This window comes from Kitasatospora sp. NPDC101155, from assembly GCF_044768305.1.
Lineage (GTDB): Bacteria > Actinomycetota > Actinomycetes > Streptomycetales > Streptomycetaceae > Kitasatospora.
Genome location: NZ_JBIWPN010000004.1, coordinates 227,144 through 251,988 on the forward strand (window position 1 = coordinate 227,144; position 24,845 = coordinate 251,988).

At 73.4% G+C, this 24,845-nt stretch carries 19 protein-coding genes; 6 read left to right on the top strand and 13 right to left on the bottom strand.

All coding sequences use genetic code 11. The features are described from left to right. Positions 1–16 precede the first annotated feature (16 nt). Both ACIRYZ_RS07750 and ACIRYZ_RS07755 read right to left on the bottom strand, forming a co-directional pair. Positions 17–481, bottom strand: coding sequence for an NUDIX hydrolase (locus ACIRYZ_RS07750; protein WP_387617284.1), 465 nt, complete (start codon positions 479–481; stop codon positions 17–19). Between the two features lie 21 nt (positions 482–502). Further along, complete coding sequence (locus ACIRYZ_RS07755; protein WP_402941442.1) at positions 503–1,954, bottom strand: SDR family NAD(P)-dependent oxidoreductase; 1,452 nt, start codon at positions 1,952–1,954, stop codon at positions 503–505. 362 nt (positions 1,955–2,316) lie between these two features. Between ACIRYZ_RS07755 and ACIRYZ_RS07760 the strand changes: the two genes are divergently transcribed. Continuing rightward, a complete protein-coding gene (locus ACIRYZ_RS07760; protein WP_402940982.1) occupies positions 2,317–3,756 on the top strand; it encodes a GuaB1 family IMP dehydrogenase-related protein in 1,440 nt (479 codons plus the stop codon). On the opposite strand, the gene ACIRYZ_RS07765 is transcribed toward ACIRYZ_RS07760, so the two are convergent. Next, positions 3,717–4,691 carry a DUF5995 family protein gene (locus ACIRYZ_RS07765; RefSeq protein ID WP_402940985.1) on the bottom strand — a complete coding sequence of 325 codons (975 nt, stop codon included), beginning with the start codon at positions 4,689–4,691 and terminating at the stop codon, positions 3,717–3,719. The two genes, ACIRYZ_RS07760 and ACIRYZ_RS07765, sit on opposite strands and share 40 nt — an antisense overlap. Before the next feature lie 192 nt (positions 4,692–4,883). Here ACIRYZ_RS07765 and ACIRYZ_RS07770 point away from each other — a divergent pair, with 192 nt between their 5' ends. Further along, the gene (locus tag ACIRYZ_RS07770) at positions 4,884–5,735 is read left to right on the top strand and encodes a poly-gamma-glutamate hydrolase family protein (RefSeq protein ID WP_402940988.1); all 852 of its coding nucleotides are present in this window, start codon (positions 4,884–4,886) and stop codon (positions 5,733–5,735) included. Between the two features lie 36 nt (positions 5,736–5,771). On the opposite strand, the gene ACIRYZ_RS07775 is transcribed toward ACIRYZ_RS07770, so the two are convergent. Together ACIRYZ_RS07775 and ACIRYZ_RS07780 are read right to left on the bottom strand one after the other, a co-directional pair. Then, positions 5,772–6,161, bottom strand: a complete 390-nt coding sequence (locus ACIRYZ_RS07775) for a DUF3224 domain-containing protein (protein WP_402940991.1) — start codon at positions 6,159–6,161, stop codon at positions 5,772–5,774. 142 nt (positions 6,162–6,303) lie between these two features. After that, positions 6,304–7,395: a PP2C family protein-serine/threonine phosphatase gene (locus ACIRYZ_RS07780; protein WP_402940994.1), complete on the bottom strand. Its 1,092-nt coding sequence runs from the start codon at positions 7,393–7,395 to the stop codon at positions 6,304–6,306. A gap of 116 nt (positions 7,396–7,511) precedes the next feature. Between ACIRYZ_RS07780 and ACIRYZ_RS07785 the strand changes: the two genes are divergently transcribed. Continuing rightward, positions 7,512–8,474: a pseudouridine synthase gene (locus ACIRYZ_RS07785; RefSeq protein WP_402940997.1), complete on the top strand. Its 963-nt coding sequence runs from the start codon at positions 7,512–7,514 to the stop codon at positions 8,472–8,474. A gap of 187 nt (positions 8,475–8,661) precedes the next feature. On the opposite strand, the gene ACIRYZ_RS07790 is transcribed toward ACIRYZ_RS07785, so the two are convergent. The 4 genes from ACIRYZ_RS07790 to ACIRYZ_RS07805 all read right to left on the bottom strand — a co-directional run bounded on the left by ACIRYZ_RS07790 (position 8,662) and on the right by ACIRYZ_RS07805 (position 14,507). Beyond that, positions 8,662–10,281, bottom strand: coding sequence for a multicopper oxidase family protein (locus ACIRYZ_RS07790; protein WP_402941000.1), 1,620 nt, complete (start codon positions 10,279–10,281; stop codon positions 8,662–8,664). Positions 10,282–10,704: 423 nt separating this feature from the next. Then, a complete protein-coding gene (locus tag ACIRYZ_RS07795; RefSeq protein WP_402941003.1) occupies positions 10,705–11,562 on the bottom strand; it encodes a DUF1259 domain-containing protein in 858 nt (285 codons plus the stop codon). 334 nt (positions 11,563–11,896) lie between these two features. Continuing rightward, on the bottom strand, positions 11,897–12,952 hold the full coding sequence (locus tag ACIRYZ_RS07800) for a type III polyketide synthase (RefSeq protein ID WP_402941006.1): 1,056 nt from the start codon (positions 12,950–12,952) through the stop codon (positions 11,897–11,899). 349 nt (positions 12,953–13,301) lie between these two features. After that, complete coding sequence (locus ACIRYZ_RS07805; RefSeq protein ID WP_402941008.1) at positions 13,302–14,507, bottom strand: cytochrome P450; 1,206 nt, start codon at positions 14,505–14,507, stop codon at positions 13,302–13,304. A 390-nt stretch (positions 14,508–14,897) separates the two neighbouring features. On the opposite strand from ACIRYZ_RS07805, the gene ACIRYZ_RS07810 reads away from it, so the two are divergent. Together ACIRYZ_RS07810 and ACIRYZ_RS07815 are read left to right on the top strand one after the other, a co-directional pair. Beyond that, positions 14,898–15,653, top strand: coding sequence for an SDR family NAD(P)-dependent oxidoreductase (locus ACIRYZ_RS07810; RefSeq protein ID WP_402941010.1), 756 nt, complete (start codon positions 14,898–14,900; stop codon positions 15,651–15,653). Beyond that, positions 15,650–16,717 (top strand): S-adenosylmethionine:tRNA ribosyltransferase-isomerase, encoded by a 1,068-nt coding sequence (locus tag ACIRYZ_RS07815; RefSeq protein WP_402941012.1) that lies wholly within the window; start codon positions 15,650–15,652, stop codon positions 16,715–16,717. Before ACIRYZ_RS07810 ends, ACIRYZ_RS07815 begins: the two co-directional genes overlap by 4 nt. 149 nt (positions 16,718–16,866) lie before the next feature. Here ACIRYZ_RS07815 and ACIRYZ_RS07820 read toward each other — a convergent pair whose 3' ends face one another. From ACIRYZ_RS07820 to ACIRYZ_RS07830, 3 genes are all read right to left on the bottom strand, one after another. After that, positions 16,867–17,271 carry a nuclear transport factor 2 family protein gene (locus ACIRYZ_RS07820; RefSeq protein WP_402941015.1) on the bottom strand — a complete coding sequence of 135 codons (405 nt, stop codon included), beginning with the start codon at positions 17,269–17,271 and terminating at the stop codon, positions 16,867–16,869. Between the two features lie 123 nt (positions 17,272–17,394). After that, on the bottom strand, positions 17,395–21,072 hold the full coding sequence (locus ACIRYZ_RS07825) for a SpoIIE family protein phosphatase (RefSeq protein ID WP_402941018.1): 3,678 nt from the start codon (positions 21,070–21,072) through the stop codon (positions 17,395–17,397). 265 nt (positions 21,073–21,337) lie between these two features. Continuing rightward, positions 21,338–22,819 (bottom strand): MFS transporter, encoded by a 1,482-nt coding sequence (locus ACIRYZ_RS07830; RefSeq protein ID WP_402941020.1) that lies wholly within the window; start codon positions 22,817–22,819, stop codon positions 21,338–21,340. A gap of 120 nt (positions 22,820–22,939) precedes the next feature. Between ACIRYZ_RS07830 and ACIRYZ_RS07835 the strand changes: the two genes are divergently transcribed. Beyond that, complete coding sequence (locus tag ACIRYZ_RS07835) at positions 22,940–23,476, top strand: winged helix-turn-helix transcriptional regulator (protein WP_402941022.1); 537 nt, start codon at positions 22,940–22,942, stop codon at positions 23,474–23,476. A gap of 112 nt (positions 23,477–23,588) precedes the next feature. Here ACIRYZ_RS07835 and ACIRYZ_RS07840 read toward each other — a convergent pair whose 3' ends face one another. Beyond that, positions 23,589–24,782 (bottom strand): alpha/beta hydrolase family protein, encoded by a 1,194-nt coding sequence (locus ACIRYZ_RS07840; protein WP_402941025.1) that lies wholly within the window; start codon positions 24,780–24,782, stop codon positions 23,589–23,591. Positions 24,783–24,845 lie beyond the last annotated feature (63 nt).

Consider the following 24,845-nt stretch of genomic DNA (forward strand, 5'->3'; position numbering starts at 1 on the left):
CGACGGGGCGGCCGTGTCATCGGCGGGCGACGGTGTAGCCGTGTGTCCGGTCCCGCCGGATGTCGTCCAGCCCGGGCAGCCAGCTGCCGAGCACCAGCGCGGACGGGTAGAACATCGGCTCCGGCAGCTCGTCCACCGCGAAGCGCTCCCAACCGGCGCACGCGTGCGGCTCGGTGACCACCGCCTCGGCCAGGCTCGGCGGCGCCAGCACGGCGGCGGTCAGCCGGGGCCGGCCGAGCTCGTGGTCCAGGTGCACGGCGAGCACCCGCATCTGCGCCGCGGGCAGCACGATGCCGGTCTCCTCGGCGAGTTCGCGGGCCGCGGTCTGCTCGAAGGACTCGCCGAGGTCGACCTTGCCGCCGGGCAGGCTCCAGGTGGGCGGTTCGCCGGCCGTGGTGCGGCGGCCGATCAGCACCCGGCCGTCCCCGGTGGGCACGATGACCCCGGCGCCGAGCAGCGGTGCGGTCGGTACGGTGCTCAACTCGCCATCTCCTTCAGCTGATTACCAGTTGCCGCGCTCGTAGTCCTTGAGGAAGCAGCCGTACAGGTCCTCGCCCGCCTCGCCGCGCACGATCGGGTCGTACACCCGGGCCGCGCCGTCGACCAGGTCGAGCGGGGCGTGGAAGCCCTCGTCGGCGAGGCGCATCTTGTCCGGGTGCGGCCGCTCGTCGGTGATCCAGCCGGTGTCGACGGCGGTCATCAGGATGCCGTCGCTCTGGAACATCTCCTCCGCGCTGGTGCGGGTGAGCATGTTGAGCGCGGCCTTGGCCATGTTGGTGTGCGGGTGGCCGGCGCCCTTGTAGCCGCGCTGGAACACGCCCTCCATCGCGGAGACGTTGACCACGTACTTGCGGCGGGACGCGGACGCGGCCATCGCCGGGCGCAGCCGGCTGATCAGGATGAACGGCGCGGTGGAGTTGCAGAGCTGGACCTCCAGCAGCTCGACCGGGCCGACCTCGCTGACGGTCTGCACCCAGCTGTTGGTGGGCGCGAGGTCGGGCACCAGGCCGCCGGCGTCGATCGCCGTTCCGGCCTCGATCCGGGCGGGCGTGGCGGAGCCGGTGACCAGGGCGAGCGAGGTGACGTCCTCGGCGGCCAGCCGCTGCTCGCCGCCGCTCGCCTGGTGGGGGAGTGCGGGCAGGTCGACGCCGCCGCTGTTGAAGCGGCCGATGGTGGTGGCCTGCGGCAGCTCACCGGCCGGCAGCGGGGCGGACTCGGCGTTGACCAGCTCGCGGTAGGACTCCGGCGGGCGGCGGACGGTCTGCGCGGCGTTGTTGATCAGGATGTCCAGCGGGCCGTCGGCGGCGACCTCGTCGGCCAGCGCCATCACCTGGGCCGGGTCACGCAGGTCGATGCCGACGATCTTGAGTCGGTGGATCCACTCGGCGCTGTCCGGCATCGCCTTGAAGCGGCGGATCGCGTCGTTGGGGAAGCGGGTGGTGATGGTGGTGTGGGCGCCGTCGCGCAGCAGCATCAGCGCGATGTACATCCCGATCTTGGCCCGGCCGCCGGTCAGCAGCGCCCGCTTGCCGGTCAGGTCGGCCCGGGCGTCCCGGCGGGACCGGTTGAGGACCGCGCACTTCTGGCACAGGTTGTGGTAGAAGGCGTCGACCTCGACGTACCGGGTCTTGCAGGTGTAGCAGGAGCGCGGCCGTTCCAGGATGCCGGCGATCTCGGTGGTGGTGACGGTGGTCAGGCCGAAGGCGCCGGCCGTCTCGTCGTCGATCCGGGTGGGCGCGCCGGTGGCCGTCCGGGCGGTGACCTCGCGGTCGTTGGCGGTCTTGCGGGCCCGGGTCTCCTGGCGGCGGCGCTGCTTGAGCGTCCGGAATATGCCGCCGACGGCCTTGCGGACGGTGATCGCGTCCGGGTGGTCGACGTGCAGCTCGTCCAGCTCCGCGAGCACCTCCAGGCAGAGCCGCAGCCGCTCGGGGTCGAGGCCGGGACCGAAGTCGATCTCCTCCTCGGTGCCGTCGACCTGGTCATGCCCGACGTCGTGTCGCTCGACGTCCTTCTGCTCGATGCTCACGCCCGCTGCCGCTTTCCCACTCGCCTCGCCGTTACCGCGTGAATGCTACGGGAGCGGTCCACGCCGGGGCGAAAAGCCGACGTGGGGGCCGGGGCTTGGAGGATCGTCCATGTCTACGCGCGGAGCATTGATCATGGTTTGTGTACAGCACCAGCAATGTGCCTCGAACTGGCTTTTGCCTCCGCACTGCCGGAGAATCGAATGCTGGGTGCCGGGCGCCCGAGTGCGCCCCGGCGGCATCGCCGCAACCGCACCCGAGGTGTAATTTCTCCCAGCCAGAGAGCCCATTCATGCGTTTCCTGAACGACCTCAAGCCCTCGTACGACCTGACGTACGACGACGTCTTCATGGTCCCCAGCCGTTCCGCCGTGGGCTCCCGGCAGGGCGTCGACCTCTCCTCGAACGACGGCACCGGCACCACCATCCCGCTGGTCGTCGCCAACATGACCGCCATCGCCGGCCGCCGGATGGCCGAGACCGTCGCCCGCCGCGGCGGCCTGGTCGCCATCCCGCAGGACATCCCGACCGAGGTCATCGCCGAGGTCATCTCCTGGGTCAAGCAGCGCCACCTGGTGGTCGACACCCCGATCACCCTCGCCCCCGGCGCCACCGTCGCCGAGGCGCTCTCCCTGCTGCCCAAGCGCGCGCACGGCGCCCTCGTGGTGGTCGAGGACGGCAAGCCGGTCGGCGTCGTCACCGAGTCCGACTGCCAGGGCGTGGACCGCTTCACCAGCCTCGCCGACGTCATGTCCCGCGAGCTGCTGCTGCTGGACGAGGGCATCGACCCGCGAGACGCCTTCGACAAGCTCTCCGAGGCGCACCGCAAGCTCGCCCCGGTGGTCGACGCCGAGGGCCGCCTGGTCGGCATCCTCACCCGCAAGGGCGCGCTGCGCGCCACCCTGTACACCCCGGCCGTGGACGCGAACGGCAAGCTGCGGATCGCCGCCACCGTCGGCATCAACGGCGACGTCGCGGGCAAGGCCAAGGCGCTGATCGAGGCCGGGGCCGACGTGCTGGTGGTCGACACCGCGCACGGCCACCAGGAGAGCATGATCAGCGCGCTGCGCGCGGTGCGCGGCCTGGACCCGCAGATCCCGATCGTGGCCGGCAACGTGGTCTCCGCCGCCGGTGTCCGCGACCTGGTCGAGGCGGGCGCCGACATCCTCAAGGTCGGCGTCGGCCCGGGCGCCATGTGCACCACCCGGATGATGACCGGTGTCGGCCGCCCGCAGTTCTCCGCCGTCCTGGAATGCGCCGCCGAGGCCCGCCGGCTCGGCAAGCACGTCTGGGCCGACGGCGGCGTGCGCCACCCGCGCGACGTCGCCATGGCGCTGGCCGCCGGTGCCTCCAACGTGATGATCGGCTCCTGGTTCGCCGGCACCTACGAGTCCCCGGGCGACCTGCAGACCGCCGCCGACGGCCGCCAGTACAAGGAGAGCTTCGGCATGGCCTCGGCTCGTGCGGTCAGCAACCGCACCGCCCAGGACTCCACCTACGACCGGGCCCGCAAGGCGCTGTTCGAGGAGGGCATCTCGCACTCCCGGATGTTCCTCGACCCGGCCCGCCCGGGCGTCGAGGACCTGATCGACTCGATCGTGGCCGGCGTGCGCAGCTCCTGCACCTACGCGGGCGCCAACACCCTGGAGGAGTTCCACGAGAAGGCGATCGTGGGCATCCAGAGCGCGGCCGGCTACGCCGAGGGCAAGCCGCTGCACTCCAGCTGGGCCTGATCGGGCCGGGGCCGGCCGGGCTGGGTGTGTCCAGTCCGGGCCTGCCCGCCCGCGTCCGTACCGTCGGCCGTCCGGTTCCTCGTCTCGGGGAACCGGGCGGCCGCGGCCGTTTCGGGCGTGTCCTGCCGCTGGCCGTGCCCGTCACGCCCGTCGGGCCCGTTGCGGCTGTCGGGCCCGTCGTGCCCGTGGTGGCCTTGGCCCTCGCCGCCTTGTCCGCCCCGGCCGTGGTGCGGTCCGAGCGGGATCAGTAGGGCACGGCCGAGCAGCCCCACCGAGCCGTCCAGCTCGGCCGCGAAGGCCCGGGCGGCGCCCGGCAGCCGGCGCAGCTCCCACAGTGCCTGCACGGCCGCCCAGGCCCCCTCGCGGGCGGCCTCGACCGACCAGGTACCGAGCAGGTGGGTGAGTGGCTCGGCGTGCTCCAGCAGGTCGGGCCCGGGCATCAGCTGCTCGCGCACGGCCGTCTCCACCTCGGCCAGCACCCCGTTGATCCGGTGGTAGTCCGCCTCGACTCCGGCCGGCTCGCAGCCACGGCGCAGGCAGAGGTCGACCACGGCCAGCGGCAGGTCGTGCTGGATGTGGGCGTTCATCCCGGCCAACGCGAACTGCAGCGGGTGCACGCCCGGGTGGGCGCGCAGCGTGAACAGCGGCCGCCAGCAGGCGGGCGGCTCCTGCCCGGCCGCGTCGGCGGCCACGGCCAGCAGGTACCGCCCGGCGAACACCACGTCCAGCTCGGCCATCGCCGGAGGGTCGGCGAAGTACCCGCCGGCGAGGCGGTCGCGCACCGCCTCCGTCACTGTGAGGTAGGCCCGGTTGAAGACCGCCACCCCGTCTGCCGGGGGCAGCTCTGCCGCGATCTCCCGCAGCCGGCCGACCACCTCCTCGACCGTGACCGGCCTGCGAGCCGTCACCGTACGGGTCGTCGCTGTGCGGGTCATGTGCCACCCTCCGAGGCCGGTCGTGCACCGATCGCATCATCGTGGCAGCGTGGAGAGTGTCCGGTGGGCGCGAACACGCGCCCGTCGAAGTGGCGTCACACGATCAGGCCGCCCCCACCCTGGAACGACGTCGAGTTGGACATGACTTCGCTGTGAACTTGCCGTGACTCCACCTATCCGCCACCTCCTGCCATGGTCCCGACCGTGATCAACCGTCGTAGCCTGCTGTCCGCGCTCGCCGCGGCCCCGGCCCTCAGCGCCATCGACGCCATCGGCGCCACGCTGGGGAGCACCCCCGCGAACGCCGCCGACCTCTACCCCTCCAACACGGCCCTCTACGCCGACCCGTCCCTGGTCGAGGGCGTGGACTACGGCCGCCGCTACCGCCGGCACCTGATCGACGACCAGAGCCCGCAAGGCCGTCCGCCGTTCATCCGGACCACCGTCATCGCCCTGCACGGCGGCGGCATCGAGGGCGGCACGTCCGAACTGTGCCTCGCCGTCGCCGGTTACCACCCGGCCGACCTCGCCCCGACCCCGGCCGCCGGGCCGGTGTGCGACTTCTGGAAGTTCGAGGGCCTGCGCTCCTCCGACAACCGTGCGCTGCACGTCACCTCGACCCACTGTGACGACGGCGTGGCCCGCGCGATGTGCGCCGGCAGCCTCAACGTGCTCTCGCTGCACGGCTGCACCACCGCACGAGCCGGCTTGGAGGCCGGCGCCCAGGCCGTGCTGGTCGGTGGCCTGAACCCCGCCTTCCGCCACTACCTGATGGAGGAGTTCGCGGTGGCGGGCGTCCGGGCCGTGACCGCCTCCGGGGAGGAGGAGCTCGCGGGCGTCTCGCCGGAGAACATCTGCAACCGCAGCCTGCTCGGGATGGGCGCCCAGGTGGAGATGACCCCTGAGCTGCGCGCCACGATGTTCGCCCCGGGCAGGACCACCCGCGCCGAAGCGGCGGCCAACACCCTGCCGCTGTTCTGGAGCTTCACGACCGCGGTCCGGACCGCGATCCAGCGGCTGGAGGCGACCCAGCCCGGCCTGTGACGGACGGCCCTTCGGCTGCGCGCCCCGCAGCCGGCGTCAGCCCAGCTCGTACGCCAGCACGTAGGTGTGGGTGCCGGACTCGTCGACGGCCAGCTCGAACTCCCCGGTGATCCCGGCCAGCTCGCCCGCCCCGGTGCCCGGCACCACGCGTATCGTCACCCCGGTGGTGTCCCAGGCTGCGTGCTGGAGCACGAACGAGCCCTTGCACCCGTCCAGTTCACCCGTTACGTGCTCCACCGCGACGTACGAGGCCGGGCTGCCCGAGGCGTCGCCGACGGACAGCATCCGCACCTCGCTCCGCCCGCTCAGGCCGCCCGTGAAGGTCTTGGCGATGCTGACCCGCCCGAAGGAGGCGCCCTCGCGCTCCTCCGTCTCCACCGGCTCGAAAGCGGTCAGCTCGAACGACCCGCTCGCCTTGGCACCCACGGCACGCTCCCCTCGTCGGTCGTCTCCCCGGCCGGCACCCCGCCGACCGAGCGGCCGGGCACGCCCCGACCCTGCGGCCGGGCACGCCCCGACCGTGCGTGAAGCCTTGCACACGCCACTGACAATCGGCCCCGCGTCGCCGTCAGTACTCCCAGCGCAGCGCCAGCACCGCCGCGTCGTCGGCCAGCCCGGCGTCCCCGACCCAGCCGTCGACGTCCGCGAGCAGGTCGTCCAGCAGGTCCGCCGGGTTCCCCGCGGGCAGGTCGGGCAGACGTTCCGCCAGCGGGTAGAACCGGCCCTCGGCGTTCCGGGCCTCGGACACGCCGTCAGTGTGCAGGAGCAGCAGGTCGCCGGGCCGCGGCTCGAAGCGGCCCGCCGGGTAGCCGCCGCCGGTCAGTCCGAGCAGGCCCAGCGGCGGCGCCGGGAACGGCGGCTCCAGCTCGCTCACCCTGCCCGCGCGGCGCAGCAGCGGGTGCGGATGGCCGCAGTTCACGATCGTCACCGGCCCCTGGTCCGGCGCCACGTCCAGCAGCAGCGCGGTGGCGAACCGCCCGTCCTCCGACCGCGCGGTGAGCGCCGCGTCCAGCCGCTCCGCCAGTCGGGTGAGGTCGGGATCGGTCCGCGCCGCCTCCCGGAACACGCCCAGCACGTCCGCCGCCGTCTCCACCGCCGGCAGCCCGTGCCCCTGCACGTCGCCGAGCAGGATCCGCACGCCGGAGCGGGTCTCGACGACGGCGTACACGTCCCCGCCGATCCGCGCCTCGGCCGCCGCCGCGACGTACCGCACGGCCACCCGCAGCCGCCCGATCCGCTCCGGCGGAGGGCGCAGCAGGGCCCGCTGCGCCGCCTCGGCCACCGTCCGGACCCGGAACAGCTCCCGTTCCCGGGCCGCCACCAGGACGACGTTGGCGGCGCTGGCCAAGGTCGCGGCGAGCACCGTGATCAGCGCGGTGACGTGCACCTCGGTCGGCAGCTCGGTGTTGGTGGTCTCCAGCAGCCCGACCGCGAGGATGGCGATCGCCCCGGCGATCAGCGGCACCCGGGCCGTCCGGGTGGTCGCTCCGGCCAGCACCGGCGCCACCGCGAGGACGGGGGAGAGCGTCGTGCCGGGACCGGTTACCAGGTCGGCGACGATGGCGCCGATCAGCAGCGCGAAGGAGCCGTACAGCAGCAACCGGGTGCGCCGCGGCAGGTGCAGCGGCGGCACCCCGGCCGGGCCGTCGTCGGCGGTCACACGTCCTCCAGGGCTGAGCGGCAGAGCGGGCCTACGGTCCACTCTGCTCCGCGCCCCCCGCAGACGGCACCTCGGACGAGGAGGGCCGGGCGTACCCGACTAGGCTGGGCCGCGAGATGAGACGCAAGAGCCGCCGCCCGGCCTCCCCCCTCCCGCAGCGCAACGGCGTGGATCCGGTGCACCTGCGGCTCCCGGCCGAGGGTCCCTGGCCGACCGTTCGCGCCCACCTGGTCGAGCGGCTGCCCACCGTGGCTGCCGAGCGGATCGACACGGCGTTGCACGGGCGGGAGATCGTCGGCGAGGACGGGCCGGTCGCGCCCGACGCACCGTTCCGGCCCGGCGCGCACCTGTGGTTCTACCGGGACCTGCCGGACGAGGTCCGCGTCCCGTTCGAGCTGGAGGTGCTGCACCGGGACGAGCACCTGGTCGTCGTCGACAAGCCGCACTTCCTGGCCACCACCCCGCGCGGCCGGCACGTCGTCGAGACGGCGCTCTCCCGGCTGCGGCACACCCTCGACCTGCCCGCGCTCAGCCCCGCCCACCGGCTCGACCGGCTCACCGCCGGCCTGGCCATGTTCGTGGTCCGGCCGGAGGACCGGGGCGCCTACCAGACGCTCTTCCGCGACCGGCTGGTCCGCAAGGAGTACCAGGCCGTCGCCCCCTACGACCCGGCGCTGAGCCTGCCGCGCACCGTCCGCAGCCACATCGTCAAGGAACGGGGCGTGATCGCCGCCCGCGAGGTCGACGCCCCGCCGAACAGCGAGAGCGAGATCGACCTGCTCGACCGCCGCGACGGCCTCGCCCGCTACCGCCTCCGCCCGCTCAGCGGACGCACCCACCAGCTGCGACTGCACATGTGCGGGCTCGGCGTGCCGATCCTCGGCGACCCGGTCTACCCGGTGGTGCTGCCCGAACCGGCCCCGGACGACTTCCGCCGACCGCTCCAACTCCTCTCCTCCGTCGTCGAGTTCACCGACCCGCTGACCGGCCGCGCGCGCCGCTTCGAGAGCCGCCGCACCCTGGCCGCCTGGACCGACCCCGAGGGCTGGGCCCTCGGCGCGTCCTCGGACAGGTCTTAGGTTCGGCTGACGACCGGGCCCGGCCCGGTGGCCGATCCGCCGCACGCCCCCGCGGCGCGATCGCGGGGGCGTGAACGCGGCGCTGCCCACCGCCCCGCACTCCTGGGGGTCTCGCGGGCCCCCGGTACCCGCGAGACTGGCTCACCACCGTGATCACGGACGGTCGAACGCCAGGATCCCCGACAGGTCAGGACCGGGCGGCGACGTGGTGCCTGTGGTGGTGCCGATGGTGCCGCCGCCGTTGCCGCCGACCGGTTCCGGACGCCGACGATCCGGACCGGCGGGCTCCGGACATCGAGGCTTCCGAGGAGGAGGACGAGTCGGCGGAGGACTCGTCCGACTCCTTGCCGCTGCCTTCCGATCCCTTGCCGCTGCCTTCCGATCCCTTGGGCAGCACGTCGATCCGGCCCATCTGGCCGTGCGAGGAGTGCACCATGTGGTGGCAGTGGTAGACGTACTCGCCCGGATAGTCGCCCCAGGTCATGGCGATCCGGACGCTCTGGCCCGGATAGATCGGGACGGTGTCCTTCAGCCCGGCCTCGGCCGGGCCGACCGGCACCCCGTCGCGGTCCAGCACGCGGAACCGCACCAGATGGGTGTGGAAGGAGTGGGGGGCGTGGAAGACCCCGGCAGGCTTCTGGGTGAGGTGGTTGTGGATCGTCCAGATCTCGCTGGTGCCGAGGGGGGTCCGCACGTCGGTCCGGTCCGAGTCGTACTTGCGCCCGTTGATCCTGGTGTCCGGGAAGGTCGTCAGCCAGAACTCCCGGTGCACCGTCGCCTCCGGGATCGGCGGCAGGGTGGCCAGGACGTCCGGTATCCGGCTACGGTCCTCGGCCGTCCGGGTGATGTCGAAGCGCAGCACCTCGGACCGCTCGGTCTCCAGCGCGGCCGTGTTCTCCAGCACCACCGATTCGCCGACCGGGAAGCGGGCGAAGTCGACCACGATCTCCGCGCGTTCCGCGCCGGCCAGGGTCAGCTCGTCCAGCTTCACCGGCGCGGCGAGCAGTCCGCCGTCGGAGGCTATCTGGGTGAACGGCTCGCCGTCGGCGAAGCGCAGCGATATGTGGCGGTTGGGCGAGACGTTGAAGACCCGCAGCCGGTACTTGCGCGCCGCCACCTCGAAGTAGGGCCGCTCCTTGCCGTTGACCAGCATGTGCGGGCACTCGTAGGGGTCGGTGTAGACCAGCCTGCCGTCCGTCTCGATCCGGGCGTCCCGGATCAGTAGCGGGATGTCGAACTCGCCGCTCGGCAGCGGCAGGCTGCTCTCGTGCGGGTCGCTGAGCAGGTAGGCGCCGGCCAGGCCGCGGTAGACGTTCTCGGCCTCCAGCTGGTGCGCGTGGTCGTGGTACCAGAGTGAGGCGGCCACCTGTTCGTTGGGGTAGCGGTACTCGCGGGTCTCGCCGGGCTCGACGAGGTCCATCGGCAGGCCGTCGTACCGCGACGGGACATGGCCGCCGTGCAGGTGGACGGAGGTGTGCAGGTCCAGGTCGTTGGTCTGCTGGATCACCACCTCCCGGCCCTTGACCGCCCGGATGGTCGGACCTGGGAAGCAGCCGCCGTACGCCCGGACGGTGGTCTTCAGCCCCTTGACGATCTCCACCTCGGTCTCGGCCATCCGCAGCTTGTACAGGTCCGAGGAATCCGTCCGCGACGCCGGACTCAGCACCGGGGGCACCGGCATGGCGTGTGCGAAGGGGACGATCCGGGCGGCCCGCCGCCTGGTCTCCGAGCCGGTCTTGGCGACCGGCAGTGCGGCTGGCGCGCTGTGGGCCAGGCTTGGTGTGAGGCCCCATGGGAAGAGGGCCACTGGGCCGCCTATGGTGGCGGCCCTGAGGAGGTCTCGTCGGTTCAGCATCCTCGGTCTCTCTGTCCGGGACCCGGCGGTCGGTATGCCGCCGGGCAGATGGTTCGCCGGCCGTGGTCGCCGGCCGCCCCGCCCAGAGGCTGTCGCGCACAAGACGGTGCGCGGGCCTGGCGGTGGCTGACCGTGCGGCTCGCGCCGCGCTTGGTAACCGCCCCGCTGGCTCAGTATCAGCGGGGTTCGCGCGCTCTGCATCGCGACCGCATCCGCCCGTGACCCCGGCATCCCGGGGTGGCCGGCATTCCGGGACGTCCGGCGGCCACTTCGTGCGGGGGCGAGCACCTGGTGCGGGCTGCGGGCGTGCGGGCGCGCCCGTCGTGCCCGACACTCGTCGGGCACGACGGGGGAAGGCCGGGTATCTCCGGTCATTCAGGTGGTGGCCGGTACGACATTGGTGGCGGCGACCGCGCGGCGGACCGTTCTGGCCAACTCCAGGGCATTGCCCTGGGCCCAGATGTGGGTGAAGAAGAGGCGCGGTTCGTCCGTCAGACCGTGGTTGTGGAGTTCGACGAGTTCGATGCCGCCCTGCCGCAGTATCCCGATCACCTCCTGGACCTCGCCGGCGACCATGGCGAGGTCGCCGCTGAGCGCGGCCCGTCCCCCGCCGAGCGGCTGGAAGTTGAAGGCCGAGGTCGCGCCCAGGCCGGGTGGCAGGACGTGCCCCTCGTCGACGAGGGTCTCGCGGCGCACGAAGACGCACGCATGGACGTCCTCGCCGCTGTTGCCCCTGGCCCCCAGCGCGGCGTCGATGCCGGCGGTGTCCAGATCGAGGGGCCGCGGCGGTCTGGGCGGGCGCGGTGCTGGAGTGCCGGTGCGGTCGAGCGCGGTCCGCAGCCCGCGGGCCAGTGCCCTGCCGTCCTTCCCGTGTGCGCAGACATGGGTCCACCAGACGTCCGGCGACTGCGCCGGGAGGTGTTTGTGGATGGCGGTCAGGGCGATCCCCTGAGCCCGGAGGGCGTCGGTGAACGCCGGCAGTTCGTCCGCGGTCACCACCAGATCGCCCATCATCAGGATGCTGCCGTCGTCGTACCGCGCGAAGGAGGCGTGCGAGCCCAGCGCGAGCCCGGGGGTGATGTTGACGCCGCGGCTGACCACGCGCAGGTCGTGCCGCGGGAAGGGCGTGTGGTGGTAGGTCCTGCGGATGAGGTTGCCCGGGCGGCCGAGGGTGTGCGCGACGTCGCCCCAGTCCTCCTCGCGGGTGCTCACCGGGATGGGGGCGGGCCCCATGCCGCCGTGATCATGGGCTGCGACCGGCCTCGTGCCGCCGGGATCACGGGCCGCTGCCGTCCCCGTCGTCGCATCCCCCGCCAGGCCGACGATTACTGGCATCAGCCCGGCCGCCGTCAGCAGTGGTCGTCGCGCTACAGCGGGGGGAACAGGGTTCCCGGGGGTTGCGTCCTCGGTTTTCACAGGTACCTCCAGAGCCCGGGGCGAGTACGGGAGCCGGTCCCCGCGTGGTGGCCACGGCGGCGCGCGGGTGACGGCTCCCGTCTGGACCGGCCGCCGGGGTGTGCCGGCGGCCGGACGAAGGATCGGATGGGGGAGCGGCTCGACCTCTCGGTCAGGAGCCGGACGCCGCCCAGGTGCCCAGGGACATCTCGGCGGTGATGCCCGGGCCGAACCCGGCCAGCAGCCCTTGGTGGCCGTTGAGAGCCGACTTCTCGTCGAACATCCGGGCCAGGGCGTCGAGCACGACCGCACTCGCGATGTTGCCGTACTGGGTGAGGGTGGCCCGGCTGAAGCGGAACGCCTCGGGCGGCACCCCCAGGAAGCGGCTCAGGTCGTCCAGGATCCGCGGACCGCCGGCGTGGACGATGTAGAAGTCCAGCGTGCCCACGTCCCACTGGTGCTGCTCCGCCACCGCACGCAGGGCAGGGCTGAGGGGCTCCATCGTCCCCGGCACCCGCCTGTCCAGCTGGAAGTGGAACCCGGTGGGGCGTACCGCGTAGGAGATCCACTCCTCGGTGTTCGGGATGAGGTACGAGCCGTTGCGCTCCAACCGGATCCCGGTGCCGCCCTCGCCCCGGACCACGGCGGCGGCGATCCCGTCGCCGAACAGGCCGTTGGACAGCAGCGAGCCCACGCCCAGGTCGGTGGGCTGGTAGCACAGCGAGCAGAACTCGCAGGCCACGATCAGCACGTTGGCGCCCGGGTAGGCCGAACAGAAGTCATGGGCCCGGTTCACCGCCGCGCCGCCGGCCGCACAGCCCAGTTGGGCGATCGGCAGCTGCCGGGTCTCCGGTCGGAAGCCCAGCTTGTTGATCAGCCACGCCGTGAGCGACGGCATCATGAAGCCGGTGCACGACACGTAGACGATCAGGTCGATCTGTGACGGCTCCACTTGGGCCGTTGCGAGGGCCTCGACCACCACCGCCGGGACGCGGGCCTTGGACTCCGTCTCGAAGACGGCGCTCCGCTCGTCCAACCCCGGGTGCTTCAGCACCACGTCGATGGGTTGGATCAGATGCCGCTTCTGCACCCCGGTGTTCTTGATGAGGCGCAACGCCAGATCGAGCTGGGGATGGTCGCGGTGGAGCCTGCGCGCCAGTTCGAGGGTTTCCTCGTTGGTGATGATGTGCTCCGGCACGGCTATCGCCGGCTTACACAGAACGGCCATGGGACTTCCTCCTGACGGGCGGAGTTCCCGGTGCGACCTTGGCGAGGCGGGGAATTCGGTACTCGACGGCAGCCGTTGCGAGCCGGACGCGTGGAGCCGGCGCGGCGGCGGGACTCACCGGGCGGGGCCCAACGGCGCGGCAGGCGAGCCGGCAGAGCGAGGTTCTGATGCTCGCTGTGCGGGCGGTTGTGCCGGCCGCGAGTTGGTTCGGGCCACGTCAGCCCAATCTACGGAAGGTGGGTCCAGCACGCACGTCGGCCCGCACACTCCAAGGTGCGCGGGCCGACGTGCGCGGCGATGCCGGAAGCGAGCCGGCGGCAGGCGGGCGCCTGAGCGTGGGGGAGCACCGTCACCAGGTGACCGGCAGCCCGAGCGGATAGCGCCAGATCGACGAGGTGTTCCACGCCAGCTCCGCGGCCGGCTTCGCCAGCGCGATCCTGGGGAAGCGCTCCAGCAGGGTCCCGAAGGCGACTTCGAGTTCGGTGATGGCCAGCGGTGCGCCGAGGCAGTGGTGCGCGCCCCAGCCGAAGGTCATGTGGGAGGGGGTGGTCCGCTCCAGGTCCAGCTCGTCGGGCCGCTCGAACCTGCGGCCGTCCCGGTTGGCGGTCAGGTAGGAGACGTGCACGATGTCCCCCGCCGGGATCGTGACCCCGCTCAGCTCCACGTCCTCAAGGGCCACCCGGGGGATGCCGACGCCCTTGCGGAACGGGATGAAGCGCAGCATCTCCTGGATCACCTGGGGGAGCATCTCGGGCCGCTCGCTCAGGGTGGCGCGTACGTCCGGCCGGGTGAGGATGGTGTACGAGAGGTTGCCGAGTTCGTACGTCGTGGTGTCCTGGCCGGTGATCAGCAGCACCATGGCCATCACGGTGAGTTCCCGCTCGTCGAGGACCTCGTCCCCGTCGCGGGCCGTGGCCAGCGCGCTGATCAGGTCGTCACCGGGGTTCCTGCGCCGTTCGGCCGTCAGTTCGGCGAAGTACGCCCGCAGGTCGGCCTTGGCCCGTACCGCGTCCGGCTTGTTGTCCAGGTCCATGTTCATCATCGTCCGGGCGTTGGCGCGCAGCTGTGCGCTGTCGGCCTCGGGGATCTCCAGGACCTCGCAGATCGTGATCAGCGGGAGCGGGTGGGCCAGGTGCTCCATGAGGTCGGCCGGGGGACCCTGGTCCTGCATGCGGTCCAGCAGCTCGTTCACCACGTGCTGGGTGCGGTCCCTCATCCGCTCGATGTGGTCGGGTGTGAAGCCCTTGGACACCAGGCTGCGCAGGCGGGCGCTGGCGGGCGGGTCCATGACGTTGATCGCCTCGGCCTGGACGATCGGCTCGGGAGTCATGCGCGGGAAGTCCCGGCCGACGACGGCGTGGCGACTGAAACGCCGGTCAGTGGTCACGGTGCGCACGTCGTCGTACCCCGTGACGAGCCAGGCCTCCCCCTCGCCGTAGGGGAGGCGGATGCGGCTGGCCGGTGCGTCGGTCATGAGCTGCCGGAGCGTCGGGTCGAACTCAAGGGCTTCGGCGAAGTCGAACGGGCAGTTCCGTGCGCTGGAGTCGGTGGACATGCGGACCTCCAGGTCTGGGCCGTGCGGGCCGGCTGGGAAGGCGGATGGAATGGACTGACCACCCGTACCCGATCGGTCGGCCGCACACACCGGTGGAGGTGCGGGACCGCCGGTAATTCATCCGGGCTGATCAGCGGCGGCAGCGTCCGGTTCCCCCAGCAAGCGGTCGCCCCGGCCGCCGCGCGCCGGTCCGCCGCCCGGCTGCTCACGGCCACCGCGGGGCCACGCCGGGTGGGCTGACACCGCCGCCGCACCCTCGCCGCCCGGACCGGCCCCCAGGGCTGGGAGGCCCGGTCCTAGGACGGCCCGTCGGTCTAGGACGAACGCATGACCAGGTCCCAAGCCGGGCGACCGATCCGCCGATCGCCCCGGCGGCGGGATCGTTGCCCCATGAACGCAGCACCGCACACCGTCCCCGCCCCCGTCGCCCTGGTCACCGGCGCCTCCCGAGGACTCGGCCTGGCGCTCGCGCACGCCCTCGCCGCCGAGGGCTGGCAGCTGGTGATCACCGCCCGGGGCGCTGCCGAACTCGCCGAGGCCGAAGCGGCCCTGGCCGCCGTCACCGAGGTGGTGGCCCTGTCCGGCTCGATCGTCGACGACGACCACCGCGCCCGCCTGGCCGAGGCCGCCGAAGGACTCGGTGGCGCGAGCCTCCTGGTCAACAACGCCGGCACGCTCAACGGCGCCCCCGCCCCCGGCGCCGAGCCGCTGCCCCGGCTGGCCGATTTCCCGCTGCCGGACCTGCTGGAGACCTTCGAGGTCAACGCGCTCGCCCCGATCGCGCTCACCCAACTCGTCCTGCCCCAGCTGCGCGCCCGCTCCGGTGCCGTCCTCAACGTCAGCTCGGACGCCGCCGTGGTGCCCTACCTCGGCTGGGGAGGCTACGGCGCCAGCAAGGCCGCGCTCGACCTGGCCACCGCCGTACTCGCCAGGGAGGAGCCGGAGTTGAGCGTCTGGGCGGTCGACCCGGGCAGCATGCGCACCCGGATGCTGCGGGAGGCGAGCCCCGGCGAGGACATCTCCGGCGAGCCCCTGCCCGAGCAGGTCGCACCCGTTCTGCTCGGCCTGCTGCGCGACCGCACCCCCTCCGGCCGCTACCGTGCCGAAGACCTGGTGGCGGCCGCCGCCGACCGGGGTGGGCGATGACGGCCCTGACCGGTCTCGGCCTCAGCCTCGCCGTTCCGCCCGAACTCTCCGCCCGCGCACCGGCGGAGGCCCGCGGCGGGGCCCGGGACGGCGTACGGATGCTGGTCGGCCGGCGTGCCTCCGGCGACATCGAGCACCGTCGCTTCACCGAACTGCCCGAGGTGCTGCGGCCCGGCGACCTGCTGGTGGTCAACAACTCGGCGACCCTCCCGGCCGCCCTGCCGGGCCGGCTGCCCGACGGCGCGCCGGTCGCGCTGCACCTCTCCTCCGCCCAGCCGGACCAACGCGGCGGCTATCTGGTGGAGTTGCGCGAGGTGGTGCCCGGACAGGCGGCGGCGTACTACCCGCCGGAACGGTCCCCGGCCCGCCCGGGCCTGCGAATCGGTCTGCCGGACGGCGGCACGGCCGAGCTGACCGAGTCGTTCACCGCCCGCCTCTGGTACGCCGAACTCGACCTGCCCGAAGAGCTGTTGCGCTACCTGGAGCTGCACGGCCGGGCGATCCGGTACGGCTACACGGACCGCGACCGGCCGATCGAGGCCTACCAGACGGTCTTCGCGGCCGTCCCCGGCAGCAGTGAAATGCCCAGCGCGGCCCGCCCGTTCAGCCCCGAGGTGGTGGCCCGGCTGGCCGGCCGGGGCGTGCTGGTCGCCCCGGTCACCCTGCACACCGGGGTGGCCTCGCCGGAGGCGCACGAGGCCCCGTACGCCGAGCGCTTCCACGTCCCGGCGGCCACCGCCCGGCTGGCCGGCCACGTCCGGGCCGAGGGCGGCCGGGTGATCGCCGTCGGCACCAGCGTGGTCCGCGCCCTGGAGTCGGCCGCCGAGCCCGACGGCACGCTCCAGGAGGCCGACGGCTGGACGGAGTTGGTGATCACCCCGGAGCGCGGCGTGCGCGCCGTCGACGGCCTGCTCACCGGCTGGCACGAGCCCCGCGCCTCGCACCTGCTGATGCTGGCCGCCGTCGCGGGCCGTCCGCTGCTGGCGGCCTGCTATCGCGAGGCCGTCCGACATCGCTACCTGTGGCACGAGTTCGGGGACGTCAACCTGCTGCTGCCGGACTGACCGGGGTCGGCCGGTGGCGGCGTAGGCCGCGAGCCCCCGTGGGTGTCCGCCGGCCCCGCACGGTGGTCGCCCAGGGCGGGGGGAACGATGATTCCCCGGCGGGCGGGCGGGCGGGCGAGGCGATCACGGTGCCGATTCCGGGGCGCCGCTCAGGCCAGCAGGGTCTGCGCCACGTGGTGGGTGTCCAGGTACTCGCGGACGGCGGTGATCAGCCCGTTCTCCACGGTGAACACGCCCAGGCAGTGGTTCTCGTACGCGGCGCCGTCGGCGGCCTTCCCGACGGTGGTCCACTCGGCCACCGCCTGCGGGCCGTCGGCGAGGACGTGGGTGAGGGTGATGGTCGGCAGGCCGTCGGCGGCGAACAGGGCGCCGACCTGGCCGAGGAACTCGCCGAAGATCTCCTGCTTGCCGTGCCAGGTGCGGGACAGGGCGAGGCCGCCCGGGTAGGTCCAGGTCGCGTCCTCGGCGAACAGGGCGATGGCGGCGTCGAGTTCACCTGCCGCGAGGAGGGTGACGTAGTCGGTGACGACGGTGCGGGCGTCGGGCTGCTGCATGGCGGGCTCCTCTGGCGCGTTCGGTCGGGGCTCTCCCGCCGTGACACCAGCAAAGCCCGGCGGCGGCGGTGGCGGCCAACAACCGCGCAGGCATCCCGACAACCGTCCGTTGTCCATGCAGGTCTAATCGGTCGAGAAGCCAGGCGGCAGCTCCAGCTCGAACCAGACCACCTTGCCGTCCCTGGTCCGGCGGGTGCCCCAGCGGTGCGCCAGCTCGTTGACCAGGTGGATGCCGCGCCCGCCCTCGTCCTCGGTGTGGGCGCGGCGGATCCGGGGCGCCTCGCTCCCCCGGTCGGCGACCTCCACGGTGAGCACCCGGTTGCAGAACAGCCTCAGTTGGGTGGGGGATCCGGCGTGCACCAGGGCATTGGTGATCAGCTCGCTGGTGAGCAGCTCGGCCCAGTCCGCGAGCGCGGTGAGCCCCCAGTCGGCCAGCGTCTCGCGGGTGAAGCGGCGCGAGTGGGCGACCATCGCGCGGTCGCCGGTGAGCGGCAGGATGGCGATCCGGTCCGCGCCCTGCGGGCGGACCTGCGCCATGATGACCGCGATGTCGTCCTCGGAGGTGCGGCCGGTGAGCCGGGCCAGGACGGCGTCGCAGGTCTGCTCCAGCGTGCGGCGCCGGTCCGCGACGGTACGGCGCAGCAGGGTCAGGCCCTCGTCCAGGTCGCGGCCCCGGCGCTCGATCAGACCGTCGGTGTAGAGGGTCAGGATGCCCTCCTCGGGGAGGGTGAACTCCACGCTCTCGAACGGGACTCCACCGACCCCGAGCGGCGCGCCGGGCGGCAGGTCGACCAGGTCGGCGTTGCCCTCGGTGTCGGCGACCACGGGCGGCAGGTGCCCGGCGCAGGCCGCGGTGCAGCGGCGGTCCACCGGGTCGTACACCGCGCACACGCAGGTGGCGAACTGCCCCTCGCCGAGCGCGGTGGTGGCCTCGTCCAACCGGTACAGCACCCGTGCCGGGTCCAGTTCGAGGGTGATCAACGTCCGGGCCACGGTCCGGAGTTGGCCCATGGTGGCGGCGGCCCGGATGCCGTGGCCCATCACGTCGCCGACGATCAGCGCGACCCGGCCGGCGGAGAGCGGCACCACGTCGAACCAGTCGCCGCCGACCTCGCTCACCACGCTGCTGGGCAGGTAGCGGTAGGCCAGCTCCAAGCCGAGCGTACGGTGGATCTCCTGTGGCAGCAGGCTGCGTTGGAGTGTGAGCGCGGTGTCCCGCTCACGGCGGTAGAGCCGCCCGTTGTCGATCGCCAGCGCCGTCCGGGCGGCCAGCTCCTCGGCCAGTGAACGGTCCGCCGGGCCGAACGGCACCGGGTTGCGGGTGCGGACGAACTCCGCGCCGCCCAGCACGAGTCCGCGCGCCACCAGCGGCACCATCAGGTACGAGTGGATCCCGGCGTCCAGCCCCGGTTGTACCCGGTCGGGCGAGGCGACGATCCGGCGCAGCTCCTCCTCGGTCACCTCGGAGATCAGGGTCGAGCGCCGGGTGCGCAGGCTCTGTGCGTACACCTCGGCGGACTGCGAGGTCTCGCCGACCTGGTCGGCGGCCTCCGTCATGGTGCCGTCCTGGGCCACCTCGCCGACCGCCACCGCCCGCATCAGCACCGACCCGTCCCGGGGCATCGGCCCGGCCTCCTCGCCGCTGAGCACCGCCTCACGCAGGTCCACGGTGACGAAGTCGGCGAAGCGCGGGATCACCACCTCCACCAACTCCTGGGCGGTGCGGTGCAGATCGAGCGTGGTGCCGATCCGGTTGCTGGCCTCGTTCAGCAGGCCCAGCCGCTGCTGGGCGGCCCAGGCCTCGTCCAGCGCCCGCTGCCGGGCGGCGGCCGCGTCGCGCTCCCGGGTGAACAGCAACGCGTTGTCGATCGACACGGCCGCCCGTACCGCCAACTCCCCGGCCAGTGCGAGGTCCTCGTCCTCGTACGGGCGCTCCACCATGGTCCGGTAGAAGCCCGCCACCCCGACCGCGCTGCCCCGCGCGATCAGCGGGACCACCATGAACGAGAGCACGTTCTGCTCCCGGACGGCGGCGGTGCGCACCGGGTCGTCGGCGAACCAGGCCAGGCCCTCCTCGTCCATCCGCGGCACCAGGACCGGCTTGCGGTGCGCCAGGCTCCATGCGTACGGCGAACTGGGCAGGAAGCGGTGCACCCCGTCCAGCCGGTCGATCGGCGCCAGGGTGGAGCCGCGCACCGAGTGGAAGGCGATCCGCCGCAGCAGCGCCGAACCGTCCGGCGCGGCACGGGCCTCCCGCTCGCCCCGGACCAGTTCCTCCAAGACCTCCACCACCACCGTGTCGGCCAGCCGGGGCGTCGCCACCTCGGCCAACTCCTGCGCGGTCCGGCCGATTTCGAGCGTGGTGCCGATCCGGGTGGAGGCCGCGTTGACCAGCGCGAGCCGCTCCTGCGCCGCCTTCGCCTCGCGCAGCGCCTGCTGGCGGGCCAGTACCGTCTGGTGCTGGCGCAGGTACAGCCGGGCATTGTCGATCGCGACGGCGGCCCGCGAGGCCAGCTCGTCGCCCAGGGTGATGTCGGCCGCCGCGAAGGACTCCCGGTCGCCGCGCCGCGAGTACACCACCATGCCGAGCGTCGTGCCGCGCGCCACCAGCGGCGTGATCCGCACCGGACGCGGCCGGTCGCCCGAGAACGCCTGGCGGCGGCTCTCGTTGATGGCCTCGCTCAGCGGCGTCAGCTCCCAGGACGGCACCACCACCGTGCGCCCGGTGGTCAGCGCCCGGCCGTACGGGGAGTCCGCCGGCAGCTCGTACACCGCGTCCACCGGCAGCGCCTCGGCCGGGTACAGCGGGTCGGTGGTGGCCAGCGCCAGGCGGCGCACCAGCTGCGGGGCCTCCGGGCCAGGTGGTTCGACGTTGCCGCCCGCCACCAGCGCCTCCAGCGCGAACACCCCGCTGACGTCGGCGAGCCTGGGAACCATCGCGTCGGCCAGCTCCCGGGCGGTCTGCCGCAGGTCGAGGGTGGTGCCGATCGAGGCGGTCGCGTCGACCAGCAGGGCGAGCCGCTCCTGCGCGCGGGCCGCCCGGGCCTCGGCGCGGTAACGCGCGGTCCTGTCGATGACGGTCGCGCTGACCCCGAGCACCCGCCCGGCCCGGTCCGCCAGCCGGAAGTAGGACGCGGACCACGCGTGCTCGTGCTGCGGATCCTCCGGGGTACGCCCGTGCGTGCGGAGGTCCACCACCGGCTCACCGCCCGCCAGCACCTGCCGCATCACCGCCTCGGCCTCGGCGCTGTTGATCCCCGGCATCAGTTCGGTGAGCCGGTGGCCCAGGTGGTCGTCGGCGGGCAGCCCGTTCGCCCGGGCCAGTGCCTCGTTCAGCCGCACGAAGCGCAGCTCGGTGTCGTACACCGCCATGCCGACCGGGGACTGGGAGAAGAACCCGTCCAGCACGGCCAGATCCGCCTGGATCCGGTGCAGCGTCGTCACCTCGGACGCGACGGCCAGTACCAGCGGCGCCCCACCGGGCCCCCGGATCGGGTGGGTGCGGAACTCCAGGTTCACCAGGTGCCCGTCGCGGTGCCGCACCGGGAACACCCCGGACCACTCCAGGCCCTCCAGGATCTGCCCGAACAGCTCCAGCACCTCGGGCCGCGTCTCGTCCGAGGTCAGCAGCTTCGCCGCCTTCTGCCCCACCGCCTCGTCCGCACGGTAACCGAGCAGCGCCTCCGCGTCGGAGCTCCAGTGCAGGATCCGGCCGTCGGCCTCGATCAGCGCCGTGGCGATCGGCACCAGCAGGGCATCCCGCCGCGGCTCCCCCTGGCGCCGCCCTTCGTCGTTCACCATGGCCAGAGACCCGCCCGGAGATCGTTCCCACCAGCCCTGCCATCGTCGCACGCGGCCCCCGGCCCGCGCCCCTCGTGGCTGCCCCGGACACCTGGGCCGCTTCCCGCGCGTGCCCGTGCCGGGGCCCGCCGTCGACGCGCTCGCGGCGACCGCCGGCCCGGTGCGGGCCTCGGCATGGTGAGCGTCGGTGCCGGGCCGATGAGGGAGGGGACGGCGACTCCGGAGGGCGCCGGTGGTGCGGGCCCTCGGCGTTCCCGGTCGCGGGTCACCGGGTGGCGGCGCGTTCCCGGGCCGGCGCCGTCGGCTCCGGTCCGGCGAGGGTCTTGTCGCGGGCCTCGGAGCGGCGGGCCGCGACCGCGAGCACGGCGCCGATGAGGCAGAGGGTGGCGGCGACCAGGACGGCGCGGTCGGTGCCCGTGGCGAGGGCGCGGGCGGCCGCCTCGGGGCCCGGGGCAGCGGCGCGGGCGGAGCCGGCGACGGCGACCGTCACGGCCACGCCGAGGGCCGAACCCAGGTAGCGGGAGGTGTTGTTGGCACCCGAGCCCATCGCGGCGCGGTGGGCCGGGACGCTGCTGACCGCCAGGCGGGCGAGGGCCGCGTTGAGGACGCCGCTGCCGATCCCCGCGACCGCGAGGCCGGGTGCCAGCCGGAGCCAGGAGGAGCCGGGGGTGAGCCCGTACAGCCCGGCTTCGCCCAGGCCGCAGACCAGCAGGCCGAGAGCGACCTGTGCGGTGGCCGACAGGTGCGCTGCGAGCCGACGGGCCTGGAGGGCGGAGACCACCGACAGGCCCGACCACAGGGCGAGCACGCCGCCCGCCGCCAGGCCGGACAGGCCGAGCACGCCCTGGAGCAGGGTGGGCAGGTAGCTCATGAAGCCGACCAGCGAGAGCCCGGTGAACAGCGCCCCGCCGGTCGCGGCGATGAAGCCGGGGCTGCGGAACAGCGCGAGGTCGAGCATCGGCTCGCGGACCTTCGCCTCGACCACGGCGAAGGCCGCCAGCAGCAGCACTCCGCCCGCGAGCAGCGCCACCACGACCGACCGCCCCCAGCCGCTGCGGCCCTCGGCCAGTCCGGCGATCAGCACGGACGTCCCGGCGGCGAGGGTCAGCACGCCGTACGGGTCGAGCGCGCGGGGCTGCTCGGCCCGTGACTCGGTGAGGTACACGGCGGCGCAGGCGGCCACGGCGGCCGAGACCACCGCGAGTCCGCCGCCGACCGTGCGCCAGCCGGCCCATTGCTGGACCAACGCGCCGTAGACCGGTCCGACCGCGATGCCGAGGCCGACGGCCGCGCCCCAGATCCCGAGTGCCCGGATCCGGGCGGGCCCCGGCGGGTGGGCGTGGCTGAGCAGGCCGAGCGCGGGTGCCAGGACTGCGGCCGAGGCGATGCCGAGCAGCACCCGGGCGGCCAGGTAGACGGCGCCGCCGGGGGCGAGTGCGGCCAGGGCCTCGGCGGCGGCGAACAGGGCCACGCCGAAGGTGAAGACTCGCTTGCGGCCGTGGTCGTCGGCGGCGCTGCCGGCGGTGAGCAGCAGTGCCGAGATACCGACCAGGGTGCCGGTGAGGATCCAGGTGCGGCCGGAGGCGCCGAGGTGGGCGGCCCGGGCAGTGGCGGCGAGCGAGGCGGTGGGGGCGGTGTAGGCGACGGTGACCAGGGCGGTCGCCGCCGCCGTCACGGCCAGTGTGGCGCCGGGCCGGACGGGCACGGCCGATGGGGCGGGGGAGGAGCCGGGTGGTGCGGGGGACATGGGTGTTCCCTCCGGAGCGCGGACCGATGGGTCTGGTGAATGAACCTTCGTCTCGACGGCACGCTACCACCTGTGGTCTGTTCATTGAACCCACCGGTCGGGTGGACTACGCTGACCCGCATGGCGCTGGGAACCGACTACGAACTGCAGGACTGCGCACTGGCCCGCGCGCTGGAGGTGGTCGGCGAGCGCTGGAGCCTGCTGATCGTGCGCGACGCGTTCTACGGCGTACAGCGGTTCAACGACTTCCTCGCCCACCTCGGCATCCCCCGCGCCGTCCTCACCGCGCGCCTGAACGCCCTGGTCGCGGCCGGGGTGCTGCGCAAGGAGCCGTACCAGCAGGCTCCGCTGCGCCACGGCTACCTGCTCACCGAGGTCGGCCTCGAACTCTGGGGCCCGCTCTACCAGTTGAGCCGCTGGGGCGGCCGGCACGCCACCGAGGGCGGTCCGCACCACCTGTTCGCGCACGCCGCCTGCGGCACCGACCTGGACCTCGTCGGCGCCTGCCCGAAGTGCGGCGGCGGGCCCGTCCCGCCGGCCGAGGTCGCCATGCGCCCCAACCCCGCCCGCGCTGTCGGCCGACGCGAGGACGCCGTCTCCCGCGCCCTGGTCCGCCCTCACCTGTTGCTCGAACCGATCGCCTCGGCGGCGGCCTAGATCGACGTCCGGGTCCAGGCCCGGGCCTGGACCCGGCCCCGGACTTGAGCCCGGGGCCCGTATGCCGACGAGGCCGTCGGCGGGTCGCCGACGGCCTCGCGGGGAGCATGGGTCAGGAGTGGAACCGGACCTCCGGGTTGGCGGCGGTGGGCCCGTCGAACAGCGGCTGGTTGACGCCCTTCAACTGGAGGTCGAAGAACGCCCCGACGTACTGGCGGGTGAGCTCCACGCCGCGCCGGCCCGACATGGTGGTGCCCGGGCCCTGGGGCATGCCGAGCGCGTCGAAGAACATCGGGAAGTCGGTGAAGCTGCCGTGGTTGGCGCCGTCGACGCTCAGCCACCGCTTCCAGCCGTCGAGCCGGGGCCAGCTCTCGGTCCAGCTGGAGTCCTCGACGCCGTCATCCAGCGAGTGGCCGATCATCAGGAACGGCTTGCCGTCGATGCCGGACTCGGGCACCAGGTAGTCCATGCTGCCGTCCAGGTCCACCCCGGCCTGGATCCGGTCGTCGGTCACCAGTGCGGGGACGCTGGCCGCGCCGCCGGCGGAGTGGCCGGCCATGCCGATCCGGTCGCGGTCGATCATGCGGGCGTAGCGCCAGGCCGGGTGGGGGCGGTCGGTCAGCTGGTCGATGACGAAGGAGACGTCCTTCGCCCGGCTCTCGTCCAGGCCCTTCCAGGCCTCCGGGGTCTTGAGCTGGCCGCACATCACGCAGGGGAGCGTCTGCCCGTCGGGGAAGGTGGTCCCGGTGTTCTCGTAGGTGTGGTCGACCAGTGCCACGACGTACCCGCGGCTGCCCAGGTCCTCGGCGAGGCTGGTGAGCGAGGCGCGCGGCATGGTGAAGCCGGGTGACAGCACCACCAGCGGGTAGTGGCCGCCCTGGGGGCGGGCGCCGACGCTGGACCACGTCCGGGTGTTGGTGACCGACTCGGTCGGGATGGTGCTGGTCAAGGGCTTGGCGTCCAGCAGCATCCGGGCGGCCGCGGCGGTCATGTACGGGGCCGGGCTGCCGGTTCCGGCGTGCGCGGGGTAGTACATCGTGACCATCAGCTGACGCGGCCCGGCGGAGGGGACCCATGGGTCCGGACGGTCCTCGTCGACCAAGTGCAGGACCTCCTGCCCGACCGCGTACGGCCCGGTCGGGCGCGGGAGTTCGAGGTGGAGGGCGTTGGGGGCGGAGGCGCCGTCGCCGGCCGTGGCGGCGACCGGTGCGGCGGGCGCGGCCAGGGCCGGTGCGGCGGCGGCGACGGACAGCGGCAGCGCGAGCAACAAGGCTGCCGCGGCGGCGGTTGTGCGAAGTCGGCTCATGTGACCGAAGGTAGTGTGGGGGCACGGGAATTGACGTCGCCTCAGCGGTGTACTGATCCCTTC

Excerpts from the sequence above, each read along its gene's own strand:
- ACIRYZ_RS07840 (WP_402941025.1), bottom strand. The coding sequence starts at position 24,782 with ATGAGCCGACTTCGCACAACCGCCGCCGCGGCAGCCTTGTTGCTCGCG.
- ACIRYZ_RS07805 (WP_402941008.1), bottom strand. The coding sequence starts at position 14,507 with ATGTCCACCGACTCCAGCGCACGGAACTGCCCGTTCGACTTCGCCGAA.
- ACIRYZ_RS07835 (WP_402941022.1), top strand. The coding sequence starts at position 22,940 with ATGGCGCTGGGAACCGACTACGAACTGCAGGACTGCGCACTGGCCCGC.
- ACIRYZ_RS07770 (WP_402940988.1), top strand. The coding sequence starts at position 4,884 with ATGGTCCCGACCGTGATCAACCGTCGTAGCCTGCTGTCCGCGCTCGCC.
- ACIRYZ_RS07785 (WP_402940997.1), top strand. The coding sequence starts at position 7,512 with ATGAGACGCAAGAGCCGCCGCCCGGCCTCCCCCCTCCCGCAGCGCAAC.
- ACIRYZ_RS07825 (WP_402941018.1), bottom strand. The coding sequence starts at position 21,072 with ATGGTGAACGACGAAGGGCGGCGCCAGGGGGAGCCGCGGCGGGATGCC.
- ACIRYZ_RS07810 (WP_402941010.1), top strand. The coding sequence starts at position 14,898 with ATGAACGCAGCACCGCACACCGTCCCCGCCCCCGTCGCCCTGGTCACC.
- ACIRYZ_RS07820 (WP_402941015.1), bottom strand. The coding sequence starts at position 17,271 with ATGCAGCAGCCCGACGCCCGCACCGTCGTCACCGACTACGTCACCCTC.
- ACIRYZ_RS07830 (WP_402941020.1), bottom strand. The coding sequence starts at position 22,819 with ATGTCCCCCGCACCACCCGGCTCCTCCCCCGCCCCATCGGCCGTGCCC.
- ACIRYZ_RS07815 (WP_402941012.1), top strand. The coding sequence starts at position 15,650 with ATGACGGCCCTGACCGGTCTCGGCCTCAGCCTCGCCGTTCCGCCCGAA.
- ACIRYZ_RS07800 (WP_402941006.1), bottom strand. The coding sequence starts at position 12,952 with ATGGCCGTTCTGTGTAAGCCGGCGATAGCCGTGCCGGAGCACATCATC.
- ACIRYZ_RS07760 (WP_402940982.1), top strand. The coding sequence starts at position 2,317 with ATGCGTTTCCTGAACGACCTCAAGCCCTCGTACGACCTGACGTACGAC.
- ACIRYZ_RS07765 (WP_402940985.1), bottom strand. The coding sequence starts at position 4,691 with ATGACCCGCACAGCGACGACCCGTACGGTGACGGCTCGCAGGCCGGTC.
- ACIRYZ_RS07795 (WP_402941003.1), bottom strand. The coding sequence starts at position 11,562 with ATGGGGCCCGCCCCCATCCCGGTGAGCACCCGCGAGGAGGACTGGGGC.